The organism is Vibrio sp. 970 (assembly GCF_033339075.1).
On the sequence record NZ_JAWOTW010000001.1, the window covers coordinates 51,643 to 67,648 of the forward strand.

The window sequence follows — 16,006 nt, forward strand, 5'->3', positions numbered from 1 at the left end:
AGGTCGTATGAAATCAGTCTATGACTACATCATTGTTGGTGGCGGTATCGTTGGTGTGTCGACAGCATGGCAACTACAGCAACGTCATCCAGACAAATCCATTTTATTGGTTGAGAAAGAGTCCGGTTTTGCCCAGCACCAAACCGGACACAATAGCGGCGTGATTCATGCCGGGGTGTACTACGCACCGGGCAGCTTAAAAGCGGATTTTTGTAAGCGTGGGGTAGAGCGAACCATTTCGTTCTGCGCCGAGCACGATATTCCGGTGGAGAACTGTGGCAAGTTACTGGTTGCGACCAATGAGCAAGAAGTCGAACGCATGAATGCCCTCTATGAGCGCTGCCATGTCAACGGCATCGACGTAAAGCTACTCGATGAAGTTCAACTTAAACTGGCTGAACCAAACATCACGGGATTGGGCGCGATTTATGTCAAAACCACCAGTATTGTGGACTATCGTTTGGTCACTGAGCAGATGGCGGAAGAGTTCAAAAAGCTCGGCGGTCAAATCAGCTTGAGAACCAAAGTGGTGGCTGCCGAAGAGAAGGACGAAGAAGTTCAACTGACCTGTATTTCAGACGGTCAAACCATGCAGCTCAATGCTAAGTTCTTGGTTACTTGCAGCGGCTTGATGGCGGATCGCATGACGAAGATGATGTCTATTCCGACCGATTTCCAAATCATCCCTTATCGTGGTGAATACTACCGCTTAGATAGCAAACACGACCAAGTGGTGAATCATCTTATTTATCCAATTCCCGACCCTGATTTGCCATTCTTGGGCGTCCACCTGACTCGCATGATTGATGGCAGTGTGACCGTAGGTCCAAATGCGGTGCAAGGCTGGAAGCGAGAAGGGTACGACAAGGTTAACTTCAGCTTGCAAGATACCATGCAAATGCTGAGCTTCTCCGGTTTCTGGAAGGTGACACAAAAGCATCTAAAAACCGGATTGGATGAGTTTAAGAACTCGTGGTGGAAGCCGGGCTATCTCAAGCTGGTCAATAAATACTGCCCAAGCATCAAGGTAGACGATCTCAAACCATATCCTGCGGGTATTCGTGCGCAAGCGGTGTTATCCGACGGAACCTTGGTTCATGACTTCTTGTTTGCCGAAAGCGCCAGAAGCCTGCACGTTTGCAACGCCCCCTCTCCAGCAGCGACATCTGCAATGCCTATTGGAGAGTACATTTGCGATAAAGTAAATGAGAAGATAGAGGCGAAAACGGTATAAAACAAAGGCGACGTAACTGTCGCCTTTATTGTATTTGAATCTGGGAATTAGGAGTTGCCATCTTTAGGGCAGAGTTCGCCTTTCTTGGCGTGTCTCTCGATCATGTAATCGCCGCGAGCACTGTGCAATACAATTGCATTCCAGACTTGGCCATCTTGCAACTCGAACTCAAACGCATAATGGGTGCCGCCGACCATTTTGGTTCTCACCTCATGAATTGCTTTCAATTTATCATCGGCATTCATTTGATAAAGCACCATGTTGAGTGAGCGTCTGGCGTCAGGAGTTGCCTCAGCAAGTTGCCAATGACCCTGCTCGTTTGTTGCGGAGCAAATAGACCGCATTTTACTTTTCATGGCGGATGACATCTGCTTGTCTACGGCCAATACATTTGGTGAAAACAGTGGAACCGTCAAAGGAATCAAAGTTACCAGAAACCGCTTTAAGGTCATAAAAAACACTCCGTTGTTTTACTCTTGCTTGAGTATAGACCTCAATGGCTTCAGATGTGGTGCAGTCGACTCTGGGCCTACAATATCGCAGTTCGTATCAACGAACTGATGATAAACAAGGCGACCACGCTTGCCAGCCAAATGCCAATGAACCACAAAATGGGCTTTAGTTTCATCAGTGATATCCTTCTCCACGTTTCATCTTGCCGCGGAAAACCCAGTACGAATAAGCCGTGTAGGCTATGATCAGAGGAAGTAATACCACCGCACCGGCAAGTAAAAATGCCAAACTTTTGTCTGGCGCGGCGACGTCTTGATAAGTGAGTGCGAATGGGACCAAGTAAGGGAATGTACTGACACCGAAACCCATCGCGGACACAAGAAACAGGCCGATCGCAAGAACGTAGGCTCGGACGGCTTTGTGGTCGAGTAAGGCTTTGAATAGCTGCCAAATAAGTGCCGCTGTAATAATTGGTAAAATGAAAAACAGTAGCGAGTTTGGTAATGAGAACCAACGTTCAAATACGATATTTTGGCTCAATGGCAGCCACAAACTGGCGATGAATATACAGGCTACCATCGCTAGTCCCCATCGTCGCGCGACTACGTAATAGCGCCCCATCAGCTCTTCTGGAAGCTTGATTAATAACCAGCATGAACCGAGCAGAATATAAGCACAAACAAGCGCCAAGCCACAAAATACGCTAAATGGCGAAAGCCAATCAAACCATCCACCTGCGTATGCTCGTTCACTAACCTCTATACCTTGGAGCAGGGTTCCGAGCATAATGCCTTGCATCAATGCCGCGGTGAGTGAACCAATGAAAAAAGCGCTATCCCATAAAAACTTTCCGCGTTGTGTTCGGAAGCGATACTCAAAAGAAACCCCGCGCAGAATTAACCCGAGCAGCATTAAAATCAGGGGAGCATAGAGTGCTGGCATAATGACCGCGTAGGCGAGGGGGAACACGGCAAAAAGCCCACCACCGCCAAGAACTAGCCAAGTTTCATTCCCATCCCAAACAGGAGCGATGCTGTTCATCATCATGTCGCGCTCTTCATCGTCATTAGCGCTGAGGAATAGGATACCAATACCGAGATCAAAGCCATCTAACACGACATAAATCAGAACGGCGAGCCCAATCAAAGCGTACCAAATTAATGCGTAATCCATGAGTTAGCTCCTAGGTTAGATGGTTAGAATGTGTGATGGCATCAGTTTTCGTGCCATCAGGAAGTCGGCTATCTAGACCTTCTTCATATCGAGTTGGAGACTTGCGCATCAAACGTAGGAGATAGAAGAAGCCAGCTCCAAAAACCACAAAGTAAACCACGATGAACGCCGTCAGGGAGACGCTCACCGCGGCGGCATCAATAGGCGATGCCGAATTGGCTGTGGTTAAAAGACCGTATACGGTGTAAGGCTGTCGACCGACTTCGGTAGTTATCCAGCCTGCTAAAACTGCAATGAACCCCGCTGGGGCAAACAGCACACAAATACGTTGAAGTGCCCTTGAATCAAAAAGTTTGCGACGTTTTCTTAGCCAAAGGCTCCACAAACCAATAACAAGCATGCCAAAACCAAGCGCGACCATTACTCGGAAAGACCAGAAAACGATAGAGACAGGAGGGTGTTCCTCCTCTGGAAAAGCATCTAATCCCTTCACTTCACCGTTGAGGTCATGAGTTAAAATCAAACTACCGAGTTTGGGGATTTCCAGTGCGTATTCCATGCGTTTTTCTTCATCGTTAGGGATACCGAAGAGGATCAATGGCGCGCCTTGGTGAGACTCATAGTGCCCTTCCATCGCGGCGACTTTGGCGGGTTGATGTTCAAGGGTGTTTAAACCATGCATGTCTCCAGCAACGATTTGAATTGGTGTCACGATGGCAGCCATCCACATTGCCATCGAGAACATAATTCTGGCTAGAGGGTTATGGTTTGCTTTTAGTAAGTGATAAGCGGCAACGCCGGCTACAACAAAGGCAGTAGTAAGGTAAGCGGCGAGCAACATATGAACGAGCCGGTAAGGGAAGGAAGGGTTGAAGACAATCGCCCACCAGTCTTCTGGGATAAACTGTCCGGCTTCGTTGATACTGTAGCCCGCTGGTGTTTGCATCCAACTATTAACCGAAAGTATCCAAAACGCAGACAAAAACGTCCCGAATGCAACAATACAAGTCGCGGCGAAGTGAAGCTTCTTACCCACCTTATCCATACCGAAAAGCATCACGCCTAAAAACCCCGCTTCGAGGAAAAACGCAGTAAAAACTTCATAACCCATTAGCGGGCCCAGGATTGGGCCTGTTTTGTCGGCAAACACGCTCCAGTTAGTACCGAATTGATAGCTCAACACGATGCCACTCACCACACCCATACCAAAACTGATGGCAAAGATTTTGAGCCAGTACTTATAGATTTGCATGTACTGTTTGTTGCCCGTTTTTAAGTACAAGCCCTCTAATACAGCGAGATAACTTGCCAAACCAATCGTAAAAGCTGGAAAAATAATGTGGAAAGAGACAGTAAAGGCAAATTGGAATCTAGCTAGGTCAATGGCGAGTGTGTCCATGAGCGGTCCCTTTTTCGTTGGATAAACTGTTCGCCGGATTTAAAGAGGAGACAGAAGAGTGGCGAACAAGGTGAAATACGAAGAAGGAAGACGAAGAGATTAAAAAACGATCGCTTTTTACACATGTGCGTACCATCTTTTAGATAAAGGAGGAGCGTTATGAGCCTTAAACATTACTTTGAGAAAGCGACACCTAAGTTTGGTCCAGGTGGGAAGTATCACAAGTTCTACCCACTTTTCGAAGCTGTCGAAACCATTTTTTACACGCCTGGTAAGGTAAACCAGGGCATGACTCACGTTCGAGATAGCATCGATTTAAAACGTATTATGATCATGGTGTGGCTGGCGGTCTTCCCTGCCATGTTCTGGGGTATGTACAACATAGGCCAGCAAGCGAGTGATGCCTTGTTGTATGGAATGGATCAAGCCTCAGCTCAGCAAGCGCTTGTTTCTTCATGGCAACTGAGTTGGGTATGGGGCTCGTTAGATGCGGTTTCACAAGCGGGGTGGGGAAGTAAAATGTGGCTTGGTGCTACTTACTTTCTTCCAGTTTATGCGACGGTGTTTATCGTTGGTGGTTTCTGGGAAGTTCTGTTTGCTATTGTGCGAAAGCATGAGGTAAATGAAGGCTTTTTTGTCAGCTCTATACTCTTTGCGCTGATCCTTCCTCCGACAATTCCACTATGGCAAGCGGCTTTAGGTATCACTTTCGGTATTGTTGTGGCGAAGGAGATTTTTGGTGGTACTGGACGAAACTTCCTAAATCCAGCTTTAGCAGGGCGCGCGTTCTTATACTTTGCCTATCCTGCCAACATGTCCGGTGGTGCCGTGTGGGTCGCGGCTGATGGTTACTCTGGCGCTACTCCACTCAGCCAATGGTATGAAGGAGGGCAAAGTGCTTTGATAAATAATATGACGGGAGAGCCAATTTCATGGGGAGATGCTTTTGTTGGTAATTTACCAGGCTCGATGGGTGAAGTCTCCACGTTGTTGATCGCACTAACAGGCTTGGTTCTCATCTTTATGAAGATTGCATCGTGGAGAATTGTTGCGGGCGTGTTGGTCGGTTTAATCGGAGCTTCATTACTATTGAATGCGATCGGTTCAGACTCTAACCCCATGTTCTCCATGCCGTTCTACTGGCACTTCGTGATTGGTGGGGTTGCGTTTGGTACCTTCTTCATGGCGACAGACCCTGTCTCGGCAGCTTTTACCAATAACGGGAAATGGGCATACGGACTATTAATCGGCGTGATGACGATTTTTATCCGAGTGCTGAACCCGGCTTATCCAGAAGGCATCATGTTAGCGATTCTATTTGCTAACTTATTCGCGCCACTTTTCGATTACCTAGTCAAAGAAAGTAATATCAAACGCAGAATGAAAAGGGCGAGACCTTCTTAAAATGAGGGTGACCTCACTGAAAATTGATTGAAAACTGCACTATATTGAAAAGGTCAGAGACATGGGGTTTCTGACTTTTTATTTTTATCAGGAGGACGAAGACGATGAGAATAAAGGATATTCTCGATAGCCGTTTGGTGCTGTCGTTCTGGTATAACCTAGACTACTGCTTGTCTCTTCTTAGTAAAATCTCTTCTCGTTGATTTCCTCAATGCAATCGCATTGAAAAGCATTCTATCTATTTGTTTTTTAGTCTTACGTGAAACTGCGTAGGGCAATGCGTATAAGGAAATTAACAATGAAACGTATTCCAGAACCTTTCCGTATCAAAATGGTTGAGCCAATCAAAATGACGACTTTGGCAGACCGTGAAGTCGCGTTAAAAGAAGCGGGCTATAATCCATTTCTTCTTCGTAGTGATGATGTTTATATCGATTTGCTGACTGACTCTGGCACTGGTGCCATGAGTGATAATCAGTGGGCTGGCATCATGATGGGGGATGAATCCTATGCGGGGAGTCGAAATTACTACAACCTGTGTGATGCAGTGGAGCACTTCTTCGGTTATAAGCTCACCGTGCCTGCACACCAAGGGCGTGGTGCCGAGCAAATTTTGTTCCCAGCTTTGATTGAGCGTATGCGTCAGGTGCGTGGTGGCGAAACGCCAGTATTTATCTCGAACTACCATTTTGATACCACAGCGGGTCACATTGAACTCAATGGCGGTAAAGCGATTAACGTGGTAACGGAAGAAGCATTCGACACCACTACGCCTTATGATTGGAAGGGCAATTTTGATATCGATAAGCTGGTGGCAACAATTGAAGCGCACGGTTCGCATAACATTTGTGCAATTATCACCACGATTACTTGTAATAGCTCCGGTGGTCAGCCTGTGTCGATGGAAAACATGCGCAGTGTGTACGAGATTGCAACCAAGTACGATATTCCAGTGGTGATTGACTCGGCTCGTTACTGTGAGAACGCCTACTTTATCAAGCAGCGTGAAGGGGGTTACGAGAATAAATCGATTCTGGAAATCATCCGTGAGATGTACCAGTACGGTGATATGCTCACCATGTCAGCTAAGAAAGACCCGATGGTAAACATTGGTGGCATGTGTTGTATTCGTGATCATAAGGAGTTGTTCCAGGCGGTGCAGACGCGCTGCGTACCCATGGAAGGATTTGTAACATACGGCGGCATGGCTGGGCGTGATATGGAAGCGCTCGCTCGCGGTTTGTATGAAGCCGCGGATGAGGATTTTCTTCACTATAGAATTAGCCAAGTTCAATACTTAGGTGAGCGCTTACGTGAAGGCGGTATTCCGATTCAATACCCAACGGGTGGTCATGCGGTGTTTGTGGATGCCGCTAAGATTTTGCCACATATTCCAGCGGATCAGTTTCCTGCGCAGGTATTGTGTAATGCTTTGTACTTGGAAGCGGGTATTCGAGCAGTAGAGATAGGATCGTTGCTGCTTGGTAGAGATCCGGAAACGGGCAAACAAAAAGTGTCAGAGCTTGAGTTGATGCGTTTGACCATTCCACGTCGTGTCTACACAAACGATCATATGGATTACATTGCGGATGCGATTATCGAACTGAAAAATCGTGCACATGAGTTAAAAGGGCTCACTTTCGAGTACGAGCCACCAGTGCTGCGCCACTTTACTGCTCGATTTAAAGAGATCGATTAACTCAAGTTTAAATCTAGATAAGCAAAAGGCCGCGAGTTTCGCGGCCTTTTTCGATTCGTTTATTTCTTAGCGTTACAGTTACGCTAACTCTAATGTGATGCGAACGAACTGGTCGTCTTGATACTGCACTTCATAATTGAAGGTACCACTGGCGTAAATGCTGCCAAGGAAAAGTGAGCGTTGACTCATTGGTCCGCGGAACAGCATCGAAATAGGAGCGATTAGGGCGTTATTATCATCGAAGTGCTGATTTAAGTTCTCAGAAAGCACACACAGCAAACAGCCGTGTTGGTCGTGAGATAAGTCGACGTCTTCCGGTCGCGATAATAACACGGTAGTCCCCAGTTTCTTCTCAATCTCGTTGATCAGCAGCAAGTAGCTATCTAGATCGGGTTGAGGATTTCTGGGTTTGTCTGCACCGACGCAGCGCTCGAGTAATTCTTCCAGATTTCCGTTCTCACCTTTTGCCTGCTGAGTCAAAGACTTTAACGGCTTTTTAATCAGCTTATAGCGATTACTCTTCAGTTTTGGTTTCAGCCATTTCTGAAGTAAGTCATTACGTTCTTTAAGGGAGAGGCCATGCGAGGACGCGTGAATTTTAAAGTGCAGGTGTAATAAAGCGTGAACCGCAAGCTCACTCAGAAGTTGATTAGCATCTGTAGACTGTCTTGCCTGCTTAGAACTTTGCATTACACTCGAACAAAATTAGGGAAGAAGGATAATGGTGCCGAGAGAGGGACTCGAACCCTCACACCAAAGGCACTAGCACCTCATGCTAGCGTGTCTACCAATTTCACCATCTCGGCATCATGATGCTCTGAATACTCAGAGGCCTCGAAAGAAGCAACGCGAATTGTATAACCAAAATCCACCTGTTGGCGAGAGCAAAATGACGAATTTTGGCTCTTTCGAGTTTGATTGCATATTTATTGGTCACTTTTATGTTTTTTACCATCAACGCCTATCCTTATGCCCTTACTTTTATTAATAGTATGACGACAAAAGAGTACTTTTGCCTAAATTTTGAACGCTTGAACGTTTGCGTAAATAAATGTGATGAATATCTCTTTTTGTTGGCTATACTTGCGTCCCGTTTAAGCGGGAATTAGGGTTTAGTTGTTCAGGACCCTTACCCATACAAGCCGTCACATGGAGCAGGCCAAGCAACATGCTCGCCAGCAGTGAATGACCCCACGGACCGGACCAGCTACGTTCAATTGCTTGTATAAGGTAAAAATAAGATGTCGAACTATTCGTTCTGTCTACATTCTGGATCTAAAAGTGAGTTATCACTCGCTGCGTTGTCCCTTTCTTCTGCCAATTCCTTTGGCTCTTTTTTCTTTTTCAACGTTTAGTAGGTCCAGCTCATGAGTGTTCTATTTAGTCTATTTGGTATTGTTGCACTGCTAGGTTGTGCTTTCCTACTTTCTGAGGGTCGTTCTTCCATTAATTGGAAAACTGTATCTCGCGCCTTGATGCTACAAATGGGGTTTGCTGCGTTAGTGCTCTATTTCCCGTTGGGTCAAGCGGCGCTGGCGAGTTTAAGTAATGGTGTCGCGGGGCTACTCAGCTTTGCTGATGAAGGGATTAAATTCCTCTTTGGTGACCTCGCTTCTTCTGGCTTTATCTTCGCTATCCGTGTCCTTCCTATCATCATCTTCTTCAGTGCTCTTATCTCCGCCCTTTACTATTTGGGCATTATGCAAAAAGTGATTCAATTTATTGGCGGCGCTATCCAGAAGTTCTTGGGTACGAGTAAAGCAGAGTCTTTGGTTGCAACAGGGAACATTTTCTTATCTCAAGGCGAGTCACCACTTCTTATTCGTCCATTTCTTTCTAACATGACTCGCTCTGAACTGTTTGCCGTGATGGCTGGTGGTATGGCTTCAGTGGCGGGCAGTGTGCTTGGTGGTTATGCTGGTTTGGGTGTCGACCTCAAATACTTGATCGCGGCAAGCTTTATGGCAGCACCAGGTAGTTTGATGATGGCAAAAATCATCGTTCCTGAGCGTCAAACGCCAAGCGATTACAACAATATTGAGCTAGATAAATCAGAAGAAAGCAACGTAATTGATGCGCTAGCAAGCGGTGCCATGGGCGGTATGAAAGTTGCCGTTGCTGTTGGTACCATGCTTATCGCTTTCGTGAGTGTTATCGCGATGGTGAACACGGGGCTAGAAAACTTGGGTGAGATACTTGGTTTCTCTGGCGTAACGCTACAAGCGATTTTTGGTTATTTGTTTGCACCTCTAGCGTGGTTGATTGGTGTGCCAAGCCACGAAATTCTAGCTGCGGGTTCATACATTGGTCAGAAAGTGGTGATGAATGAGTTTGTTGCGTTTATCGATTTTGTGCAGCACAAAGCGACACTGTCTGAGCATACTCAAATTATTATCACTTTTGCGTTGTGTGGTTTTGCGAACATTGGCTCAATTGCGATTCAGTTGGGTTCTATCGGCGTGATGGCACCTGAGCGCCGCAAAGATGTTGCAAGTCTAGGCCTAAAAGCGGTTGCTGCTGGTACACTCGCTAACCTGATGAGTGCGTGCTTAGCGGGCATTTTTATCTCTCTCTAATTTAGATTGAAGATACACACTAAAAACCCGCCTAAATGGCGGGTTTTGTTATTTCTAAGGCTTGGGCATTAAGCCGTAAGGTATCGATTTAAAAGCCTCTGGGTGCTCTTGATAAGTTGGCGCTTTATGTACCCCTTTCCAATCGAGCAGCATGATGGCTAGTACGTTACGGTGTTCGCCGTACTTGAGATCAAAGTTACCGTCGACCGACGGAATCATCCCTTTTTCTGCGTTGATTGCGTGACGAATGGCTTGGCGGGTTTTCTTTACGACCGGATCATGGTCCAAGCCTGCTAACAAAAACGAAATGCCGACTTCCGCAATCACGTCTTCTTTGGCGCGCAGTAGGATAGTGTCGATATTGTTGCGAAAGTAATCATAAATCCATTGGTGTTTCTTCTCGCTTACTCGCTCCTGATAATACTGTGAATCGGCAAAGATGATGTGCGTCATACCATAAAGTTTGTTCCAATACTGCTGAGCTGAAAGCATCTTATCTTTATCGTCGGGGTAGGTGTCACGGAAGGTTTGAGTGAATTCCTCGACCACATCTTGCTCTCCTAACTGACGAAGCCAGTAGACTTGGTTTGCAAGCTGAGCTGCCCATGCTTCTATCATCTCTTTGTCCGTAACGTAACGCGAGAAATCGTAGCGCCTAATAATTTTTCTCAGCGTTTTGTCTTGTTTATGCTTTAGGCCGTATTCGTTTGCTCTTGCCATTGCGCCAAGCAAATCCACACCAAGATAAAGGTACTCAGGATGGTGTTTAGTCACGGTATAGCGTCGCTGCCCTCGTTCGGTTTCTTTCTCTTGATACGTGGTCAGCCTTTGAGATGAATAGAGAATGATGTCTTCTGGTTCAACAACTTCATTAGCAAATTGGTTTAACCGGCTGGCTACTTGTGCCATGTCGGTCCAAATGGCAGCGTGATATTTCTCATCTAATGTTTGGCGGTACATGCGTAAGCCAAAATGGCCCTCTTTAAACGCCGGGAAAGTGAACAGTTCCTGTTCGTAGGTACTACGAATCAACTGCGCTGATTGAGTATTATCTAGAAGCGGTACCTCTTCCTGTGATGCCTGAGCTGCAAAGGTAAGTGAGCAAGAGAGTAAGACCGCTAAGCTAAGAGGTTTAATACGCATAAATCCATTCCCTATGAAGTCCTGAACCTAAACCTACCATCAATATTAATTGAGAATGTAAAAGCTGAGTCAATAGTTAAAAATTTGCCTAAAAGTCAGGTTGATACGTTCATCTTTGGTTTTCGCGGTTTTTGGTACGCAGTGCTTCCAGTGATGCTGTAGCTCGCCAGCCATAATCAGTAAGGAGCCGTGAGAAAGCTCGTATTCAATCTCAGTTTTACAATGTAAATTTCTAAGCAAAAATCGACGTGTTTCACCTAAGTTCAAAGATGCGATAACAGGGTTTCTACCTAACTCTGGTTCATTATCTTGGTGCCAGCCCATTGAGTCTTGGCCGTGTCGATATAAGTTAGCGAGAACAGAATTAAAAGTGACATCAGCAACTGATTCACAACGCACGTTGAGCTGAGTTAACTCAGGAGTCCAAGGGTGAGGCTGCATGGTTAAGCCTGAGTAAGTATATGCTGCATCACCGTGCCACGCTTGTAAGCGAGGTTGAAGTACTGACTTGCTGAACATAGTAATGTGTTCTTGGTGCCATGGCAGTGTCTTTCGAAGTTGGTCAAAGTAATTATCCGCCTCAAGATGGTTAAGAAATTGAGGATCATAATAAAGTTTTCCTCTTTCTACTTCTTGCCATAGATCGCCGCCAAATAAATCGCCTTGTTGATGCATCATCTCACACCTAAAACATAAAAGTTGTCAATCACTGTTACCTTTCTGATTATGATTGGTTATTCTTGTGATAATAAGAATTTTAACAATAAATAAAAAATCTCGTAGTTGTATACGAGTTGTGGGGAGAAAATGCGTTATTTACCCAGAAAACGATGCTATTTTGCATTGTTCTTCCTCACCTTTTTCGCTTTGTGTATTGGGGTTATCGAGCTGTTAAATCGAAACCAGCAAGAGCTTCACAAAGAGCGAGTTCAAGTTGAGGCCAAAGAACAACTTTCCATTCTCCGTTCCAATTTGGAAGCGGTACTTATGGCGGATATCTACAAAGCCAGTACTTTAGCGACACTCATTACGTTACTTCCTAAAAATCAAGAAGAAGAATTGAGTATCGCCGCTCACCGAATCCTAAATAAAAGTAAACATATTACAATCATCGGTATCGCGAAAAATGATGTAATTAGTCACGTATTTCCACGCCAAGGTAATGAGCGCCTAATCGGCCTTGATTACCGCGCAGTGCCACAGCAGTGGGTACAGGTGCAAAAAGCCAAGGATGTACAAGAAATTTTCATCGCAGGGCCCGTTACATTGATCCAAGGTGGCCGAGGTTTGATCGTGCGTGTGCCTGTTTTTCTTGATCCTCCAATGAATCAGGACTATTGGGGAGTGATCAGTGCGGTGATTGATTTCGATGCTCTGATGAGAGAAACCGGCGTAATTGATTTCTCGTATCGTTACCCTTTAATGATCCGTGGTTACGATAGCGGTGGCTCATTTGGTGATGCTTTCTTTGGCGCGCAAAGTGTAAATAGCATGGTATATGCAAAAGAGATGGTTCATTTTCCTTATGGTGGGTGGAGTATGGTGGTTTTCTCTGGAGGCAAAGCTGATCGCCAAATCTCTTGGCATCAGTTGCATTTAGCTAGAGTAATCGGCTATCCCATTATATTCGCACTTAGCCTCGCGCTGTTCGCCATTTATCGACTGTATACCATTGCAGATGACAGAGCTTTACACGATGAACTCACGAATTTACCAAACCGTCGCTATTTTATGAAGTTTTACAAGCAGCAGTTCGAAATAGCGAAACGTTATAAAAAGCGTTATAGCTTCGCCTTAATTAATATTGACCTAGATAGGTTTAAACACATTAACGATACCTATGGTCACGACGCAGGTGACAAAGTTTTAATCGCTACGGCTGAAAGGGTAAAAAGCTCTCTGCGTAAATCAGACATCGTGGCCAGAATGGGCGGTGATGAGTTTTTAGTTGTAGTCCATCACCCTGGAACGGAAGAAAATGTTCAGTCCCTTCTACAAAAACTTCGATTAGCGCTATGCTCGACGCCCGTCATTTACGATGAAACGCTTATCTATTTGAAAGCCAGTATTGGGTACGCGATATTTGACCCGAAAATGTCATCTCCTGAGCAAATGATGAAAATAGCCGATGAGAGAATGTATCAACAAAAGCATGGCGGATGAGCCTGAACCCAGTTTCAATAAGGGGTTAGAGGAATGGTAAAGTTGGGAGCCCGAAATCTCATCATCATTGAGGTGCAAGAATATGTGACTTCATATGTTCACAGACACTTTGCTGAGAGAGTCGTTATTAGCAGTGCATTCAGTGGAATATTTGCATAATGTTGCATTTTGCAAATGCAGTTTGCGAAATTAATGGTTAATAAAGCAACGATATGCATCTGGATCTACTAAAAAACGGCTTTTTTAAAGTTGGCACGCATCGTGCTTTACTTAGAGTGACCCTTATTAAGCCGAGGGTCACCTAGCCAACTGACGTTGTTAGTGAATACAAATTGTTCACAAGTATATACCGCCAATCACGTTTATTGTGATTGGCGTTTTTTCTTTCTAAAGCCTGATGATATTCACATCGTTGCCCGTCTCATCAGCTTCTCCGCACTTGCTGTAACAACTAGGTTGTCTTGGACAAACCGCCCCTCTGGAGCAGATCAACCTTGCTTGGGTTTGAATCCCGCGCTCTATCCAGTTGATGTTTAATATCTTAGCGATAGTCGTTAAGTCTTTTTTGATGTGGGGAGGAATAACACTACTTCCGCCGGAAGCGACACAAAGGGACTTAAGTTCTTCCGCTATGGAAACGGCATCGCCACCTTGTGCAGAAATGGCAGGGTTAAGATCAATACCGGCACATAGCACCCGATTATTCCCCGCAGGATCAAATACGTTGACCGATTCGCAGCAGTAGATACGTGGCTCGTCACCAACATTTAAAATCGAAATTTGCGCTGAACTTGTATCCAAAGGCTGGGAAAGGCGTCGGAATACGGCCCAGTGCTGGCAAGGGTCGTTCACTTTGCGCATGTTGCCCCAAGGCAATGGAATACCATTTCCGCGATACACGGCTTTTAACTTGCCAGGGCCATAGGCATCAAAATAGTGCCAATGAGGGTAAGGCGAGACCACCGTCATGCGACGCATTGCAACGGAAGGAGAAACCCCCGCCTTTTTGTGAACATCAATCTCGTAACCAGAACGGTCAAGCAACTGACGAAAGGGTACTTTGGGGCAGAGTAGGGCACCGGCAAAGAAGCTGGACTCAAAATCACGCCAAGCTTGCAGGATATCTTGCGAATTGAGTTCAGAGTTCGACACAGGGCTGTCCATTTGCTCCCAATTGTTTTGATGCCCGATAGATAAAACGTTATTCATTGCATCGCTGCTATGGAGCACTCGATGGCCGATATATACCGCCAAGTCATACTTCAATCGGGTTGGATAGTCACGCATTCGTTTATTGAGATAAATAGTCCCAGGTGGCTCCATGAAAGACGTAATCAACTGTTTGGCGCTGACGCCCAGTTCATCAATCACATCTTGTGGCGCTCGGTCTACCCAGCGAATATCCAACCCCATGCTTTTTGCAATGTCGATCAGATCTTCCACTGACAGATTAAGTCGCTTTAAGCCCACTTCTTCCGCTGCCCGTTCTAAGTCTGGGAAATGGTTTTGGTGGTTCTCTTGGTGTGCGCGGATCAGTAAGTGGGCGAATTGACGCCCTGTGATACCTGTTTGGGAGAGCATTTCTGGTATCGCGATTTGAAGAATATCATTGGAGAACAGGAAGCTCGGCTCCAGCGCCATGCCACTAATCCCACCACGATTCCCTTTGTTGGGTGTGATGGCTTCTAATTCGGGTTCATCATCTAAAAACCACGCAGGATCTTTTTGAAAAACTTCCGCGATCACTTCGAGCATATCGATACTCGGTACGCGTTTTCCGCGCTCAATCATCGAAAGGTAAGAAACCGAAGGAGCGTACTCTGGATTAATTCTTACACAACGGGCAGATAAATCCTCCATCGTTAAATGGTTGTTTTTTCTTAGATTACGAATTTTCGTACCAAGAAAATGAGACTGACGAATAAGGCTTTTTGACACAGACATTTTGTAAAATTCACATTGTAAAATTTTTGTTGTGAAATTGTAGTCAATATTTCGCTAGTCTACATAATGAGCAGGCAAGGAAATTAACCATCCACTTCACAGAATTGCCTGAAACTTAAATAAAGGATTTAAGTTTTTACTCTAGGACGAGTTTTTAAGTGCGAGGATATGACGATGAATATGCTGAACTTCGATAAAAAAGAGATGCAACAACAACAACGCCCATTTATCGCTGAAGCCGTATTTGCCGTCGAAGCGGTAAGTGCCGAGCAGCAGAGTGAGAAACAAGTAAAAGCGAAGCAACTGCTTGACCGCATGTTCCCATTGGAGAACGGGTCGCACCAAGACGTATCAAGTTACGTGATTGATTACCGCCATGTTTTGGCTTATTTCAAAGACGGTACACACAGCGGCCTGAAAAGCCCAAAACACTTCGTGGCGTACACTGGTGAAAAGGAAGATCCAAAATCGATTTTGTTTAAAGATGATTCGGGTAATCATGTAGAAGTGCTGTTTGGCTGTCACAAAGGTACTGGTTGCGTGGAATTAGTGGACATTGACGATATTCAATTGGAAACTCGCACGACGTTTCATCCTGAACTAACTGGCAATGCACCAACCGCGATGCGCCATTGGATAAGTCTAATCAAAGGCGACAAAAAAGGTAAGCCGATGGCATGCAGTGAAGATAGGGAATATACCGCAAAAAATGGTGACGACTACATTCTAAGTTACTGTTACAGCGTCGATTAAGATACTCATGATTGGATACAAAAACCCCGCACTTTACGTCGCGGGGTTTTCTTTTTCATCGTAAA

13 protein-coding genes and 1 tRNA gene are annotated in these 16,006 nt (G+C 45.4%); 6 read left to right on the forward strand and 8 right to left on the reverse strand.

Annotated elements, in window-relative coordinates:
• The first annotated feature begins 7 nt into the window (after window positions 1–7).
• Window positions 8–1,234, forward strand: coding sequence for an L-2-hydroxyglutarate oxidase (gene lhgO, locus R7Q11_RS00230; RefSeq protein ID WP_053304664.1), 1,227 nt, complete (start codon window positions 8–10; stop codon window positions 1,232–1,234).
• 47 nt (window positions 1,235–1,281) lie between these two features.
• Here lhgO and R7Q11_RS00235 read toward each other — a convergent pair whose 3' ends face one another.
• From R7Q11_RS00235 to R7Q11_RS00245, 3 genes are all read right to left on the reverse strand, one after another.
• Complete coding sequence (locus R7Q11_RS00235) at window positions 1,282–1,686, reverse strand: hypothetical protein (protein WP_025768052.1); 405 nt, start codon at window positions 1,684–1,686, stop codon at window positions 1,282–1,284.
• Window positions 1,687–1,861: 175 nt separating this feature from the next.
• Entirely contained in the window at window positions 1,862–2,860 is a 999-nt protein-coding gene (gene cydB, locus R7Q11_RS00240) for a cytochrome d ubiquinol oxidase subunit II (RefSeq protein ID WP_054574502.1), read from the reverse strand.
• A 10-nt stretch (window positions 2,861–2,870) separates the two neighbouring features.
• Window positions 2,871–4,259, reverse strand: coding sequence for a cytochrome ubiquinol oxidase subunit I (locus R7Q11_RS00245; RefSeq protein ID WP_017635517.1), 1,389 nt, complete (start codon window positions 4,257–4,259; stop codon window positions 2,871–2,873).
• A 159-nt stretch (window positions 4,260–4,418) separates the two neighbouring features.
• Here R7Q11_RS00245 and R7Q11_RS00250 point away from each other — a divergent pair, with 159 nt between their 5' ends.
• Window positions 4,419–5,663, forward strand: coding sequence for an NADH:ubiquinone reductase (Na(+)-transporting) subunit B (locus R7Q11_RS00250; protein ID WP_047102825.1), 1,245 nt, complete (start codon window positions 4,419–4,421; stop codon window positions 5,661–5,663).
• Between the two features lie 298 nt (window positions 5,664–5,961).
• Window positions 5,962–7,362 (forward strand): tryptophanase, encoded by a 1,401-nt coding sequence (locus R7Q11_RS00255; RefSeq protein ID WP_158155685.1) that lies wholly within the window; start codon window positions 5,962–5,964, stop codon window positions 7,360–7,362.
• A gap of 78 nt (window positions 7,363–7,440) precedes the next feature.
• Here R7Q11_RS00255 and R7Q11_RS00260 read toward each other — a convergent pair whose 3' ends face one another.
• Both R7Q11_RS00260 and R7Q11_RS00265 read right to left on the reverse strand, forming a co-directional pair.
• A complete protein-coding gene (locus R7Q11_RS00260) occupies window positions 7,441–8,052 on the reverse strand; it encodes a DUF2913 family protein (RefSeq protein ID WP_005384170.1) in 612 nt (203 codons plus the stop codon).
• Between the two features lie 32 nt (window positions 8,053–8,084).
• A tRNA-Leu gene (locus tag R7Q11_RS00265) sits at window positions 8,085–8,168 on the reverse strand.
• A 561-nt stretch (window positions 8,169–8,729) separates the two neighbouring features.
• Here R7Q11_RS00265 and R7Q11_RS00270 point away from each other — a divergent pair.
• Window positions 8,730–9,938 (forward strand): NupC/NupG family nucleoside CNT transporter, encoded by a 1,209-nt coding sequence (locus R7Q11_RS00270; RefSeq protein ID WP_017635515.1) that lies wholly within the window; start codon window positions 8,730–8,732, stop codon window positions 9,936–9,938.
• Window positions 9,939–9,992: 54 nt separating this feature from the next.
• Here the strand turns inward: R7Q11_RS00270 and R7Q11_RS00275 are convergent, their stop codons facing one another.
• Entirely contained in the window at window positions 9,993–11,081 is a 1,089-nt protein-coding gene (locus R7Q11_RS00275) for a DUF3541 domain-containing protein (protein ID WP_005384167.1), read from the reverse strand.
• A gap of 69 nt (window positions 11,082–11,150) precedes the next feature.
• Complete coding sequence (locus R7Q11_RS00280; RefSeq protein ID WP_225466150.1) at window positions 11,151–11,756, reverse strand: alpha-ketoglutarate-dependent dioxygenase AlkB family protein; 606 nt, start codon at window positions 11,754–11,756, stop codon at window positions 11,151–11,153.
• A 132-nt stretch (window positions 11,757–11,888) separates the two neighbouring features.
• Here R7Q11_RS00280 and R7Q11_RS00285 point away from each other — a divergent pair, with 132 nt between their 5' ends.
• Window positions 11,889–13,244, forward strand: coding sequence for a diguanylate cyclase (locus R7Q11_RS00285; protein WP_021035911.1), 1,356 nt, complete (start codon window positions 11,889–11,891; stop codon window positions 13,242–13,244).
• A 387-nt stretch (window positions 13,245–13,631) separates the two neighbouring features.
• Here the strand turns inward: R7Q11_RS00285 and R7Q11_RS00290 are convergent, their stop codons facing one another.
• Window positions 13,632–15,188, reverse strand: coding sequence for a DUF3612 domain-containing protein (locus tag R7Q11_RS00290; protein WP_225466069.1), 1,557 nt, complete (start codon window positions 15,186–15,188; stop codon window positions 13,632–13,634).
• A 174-nt stretch (window positions 15,189–15,362) separates the two neighbouring features.
• Between R7Q11_RS00290 and R7Q11_RS00295 the strand changes: the two genes are divergently transcribed.
• On the forward strand, window positions 15,363–15,941 hold the full coding sequence (locus R7Q11_RS00295) for a hypothetical protein (protein ID WP_225466070.1): 579 nt from the start codon (window positions 15,363–15,365) through the stop codon (window positions 15,939–15,941).
• Window positions 15,942–16,006 lie beyond the last annotated feature (65 nt).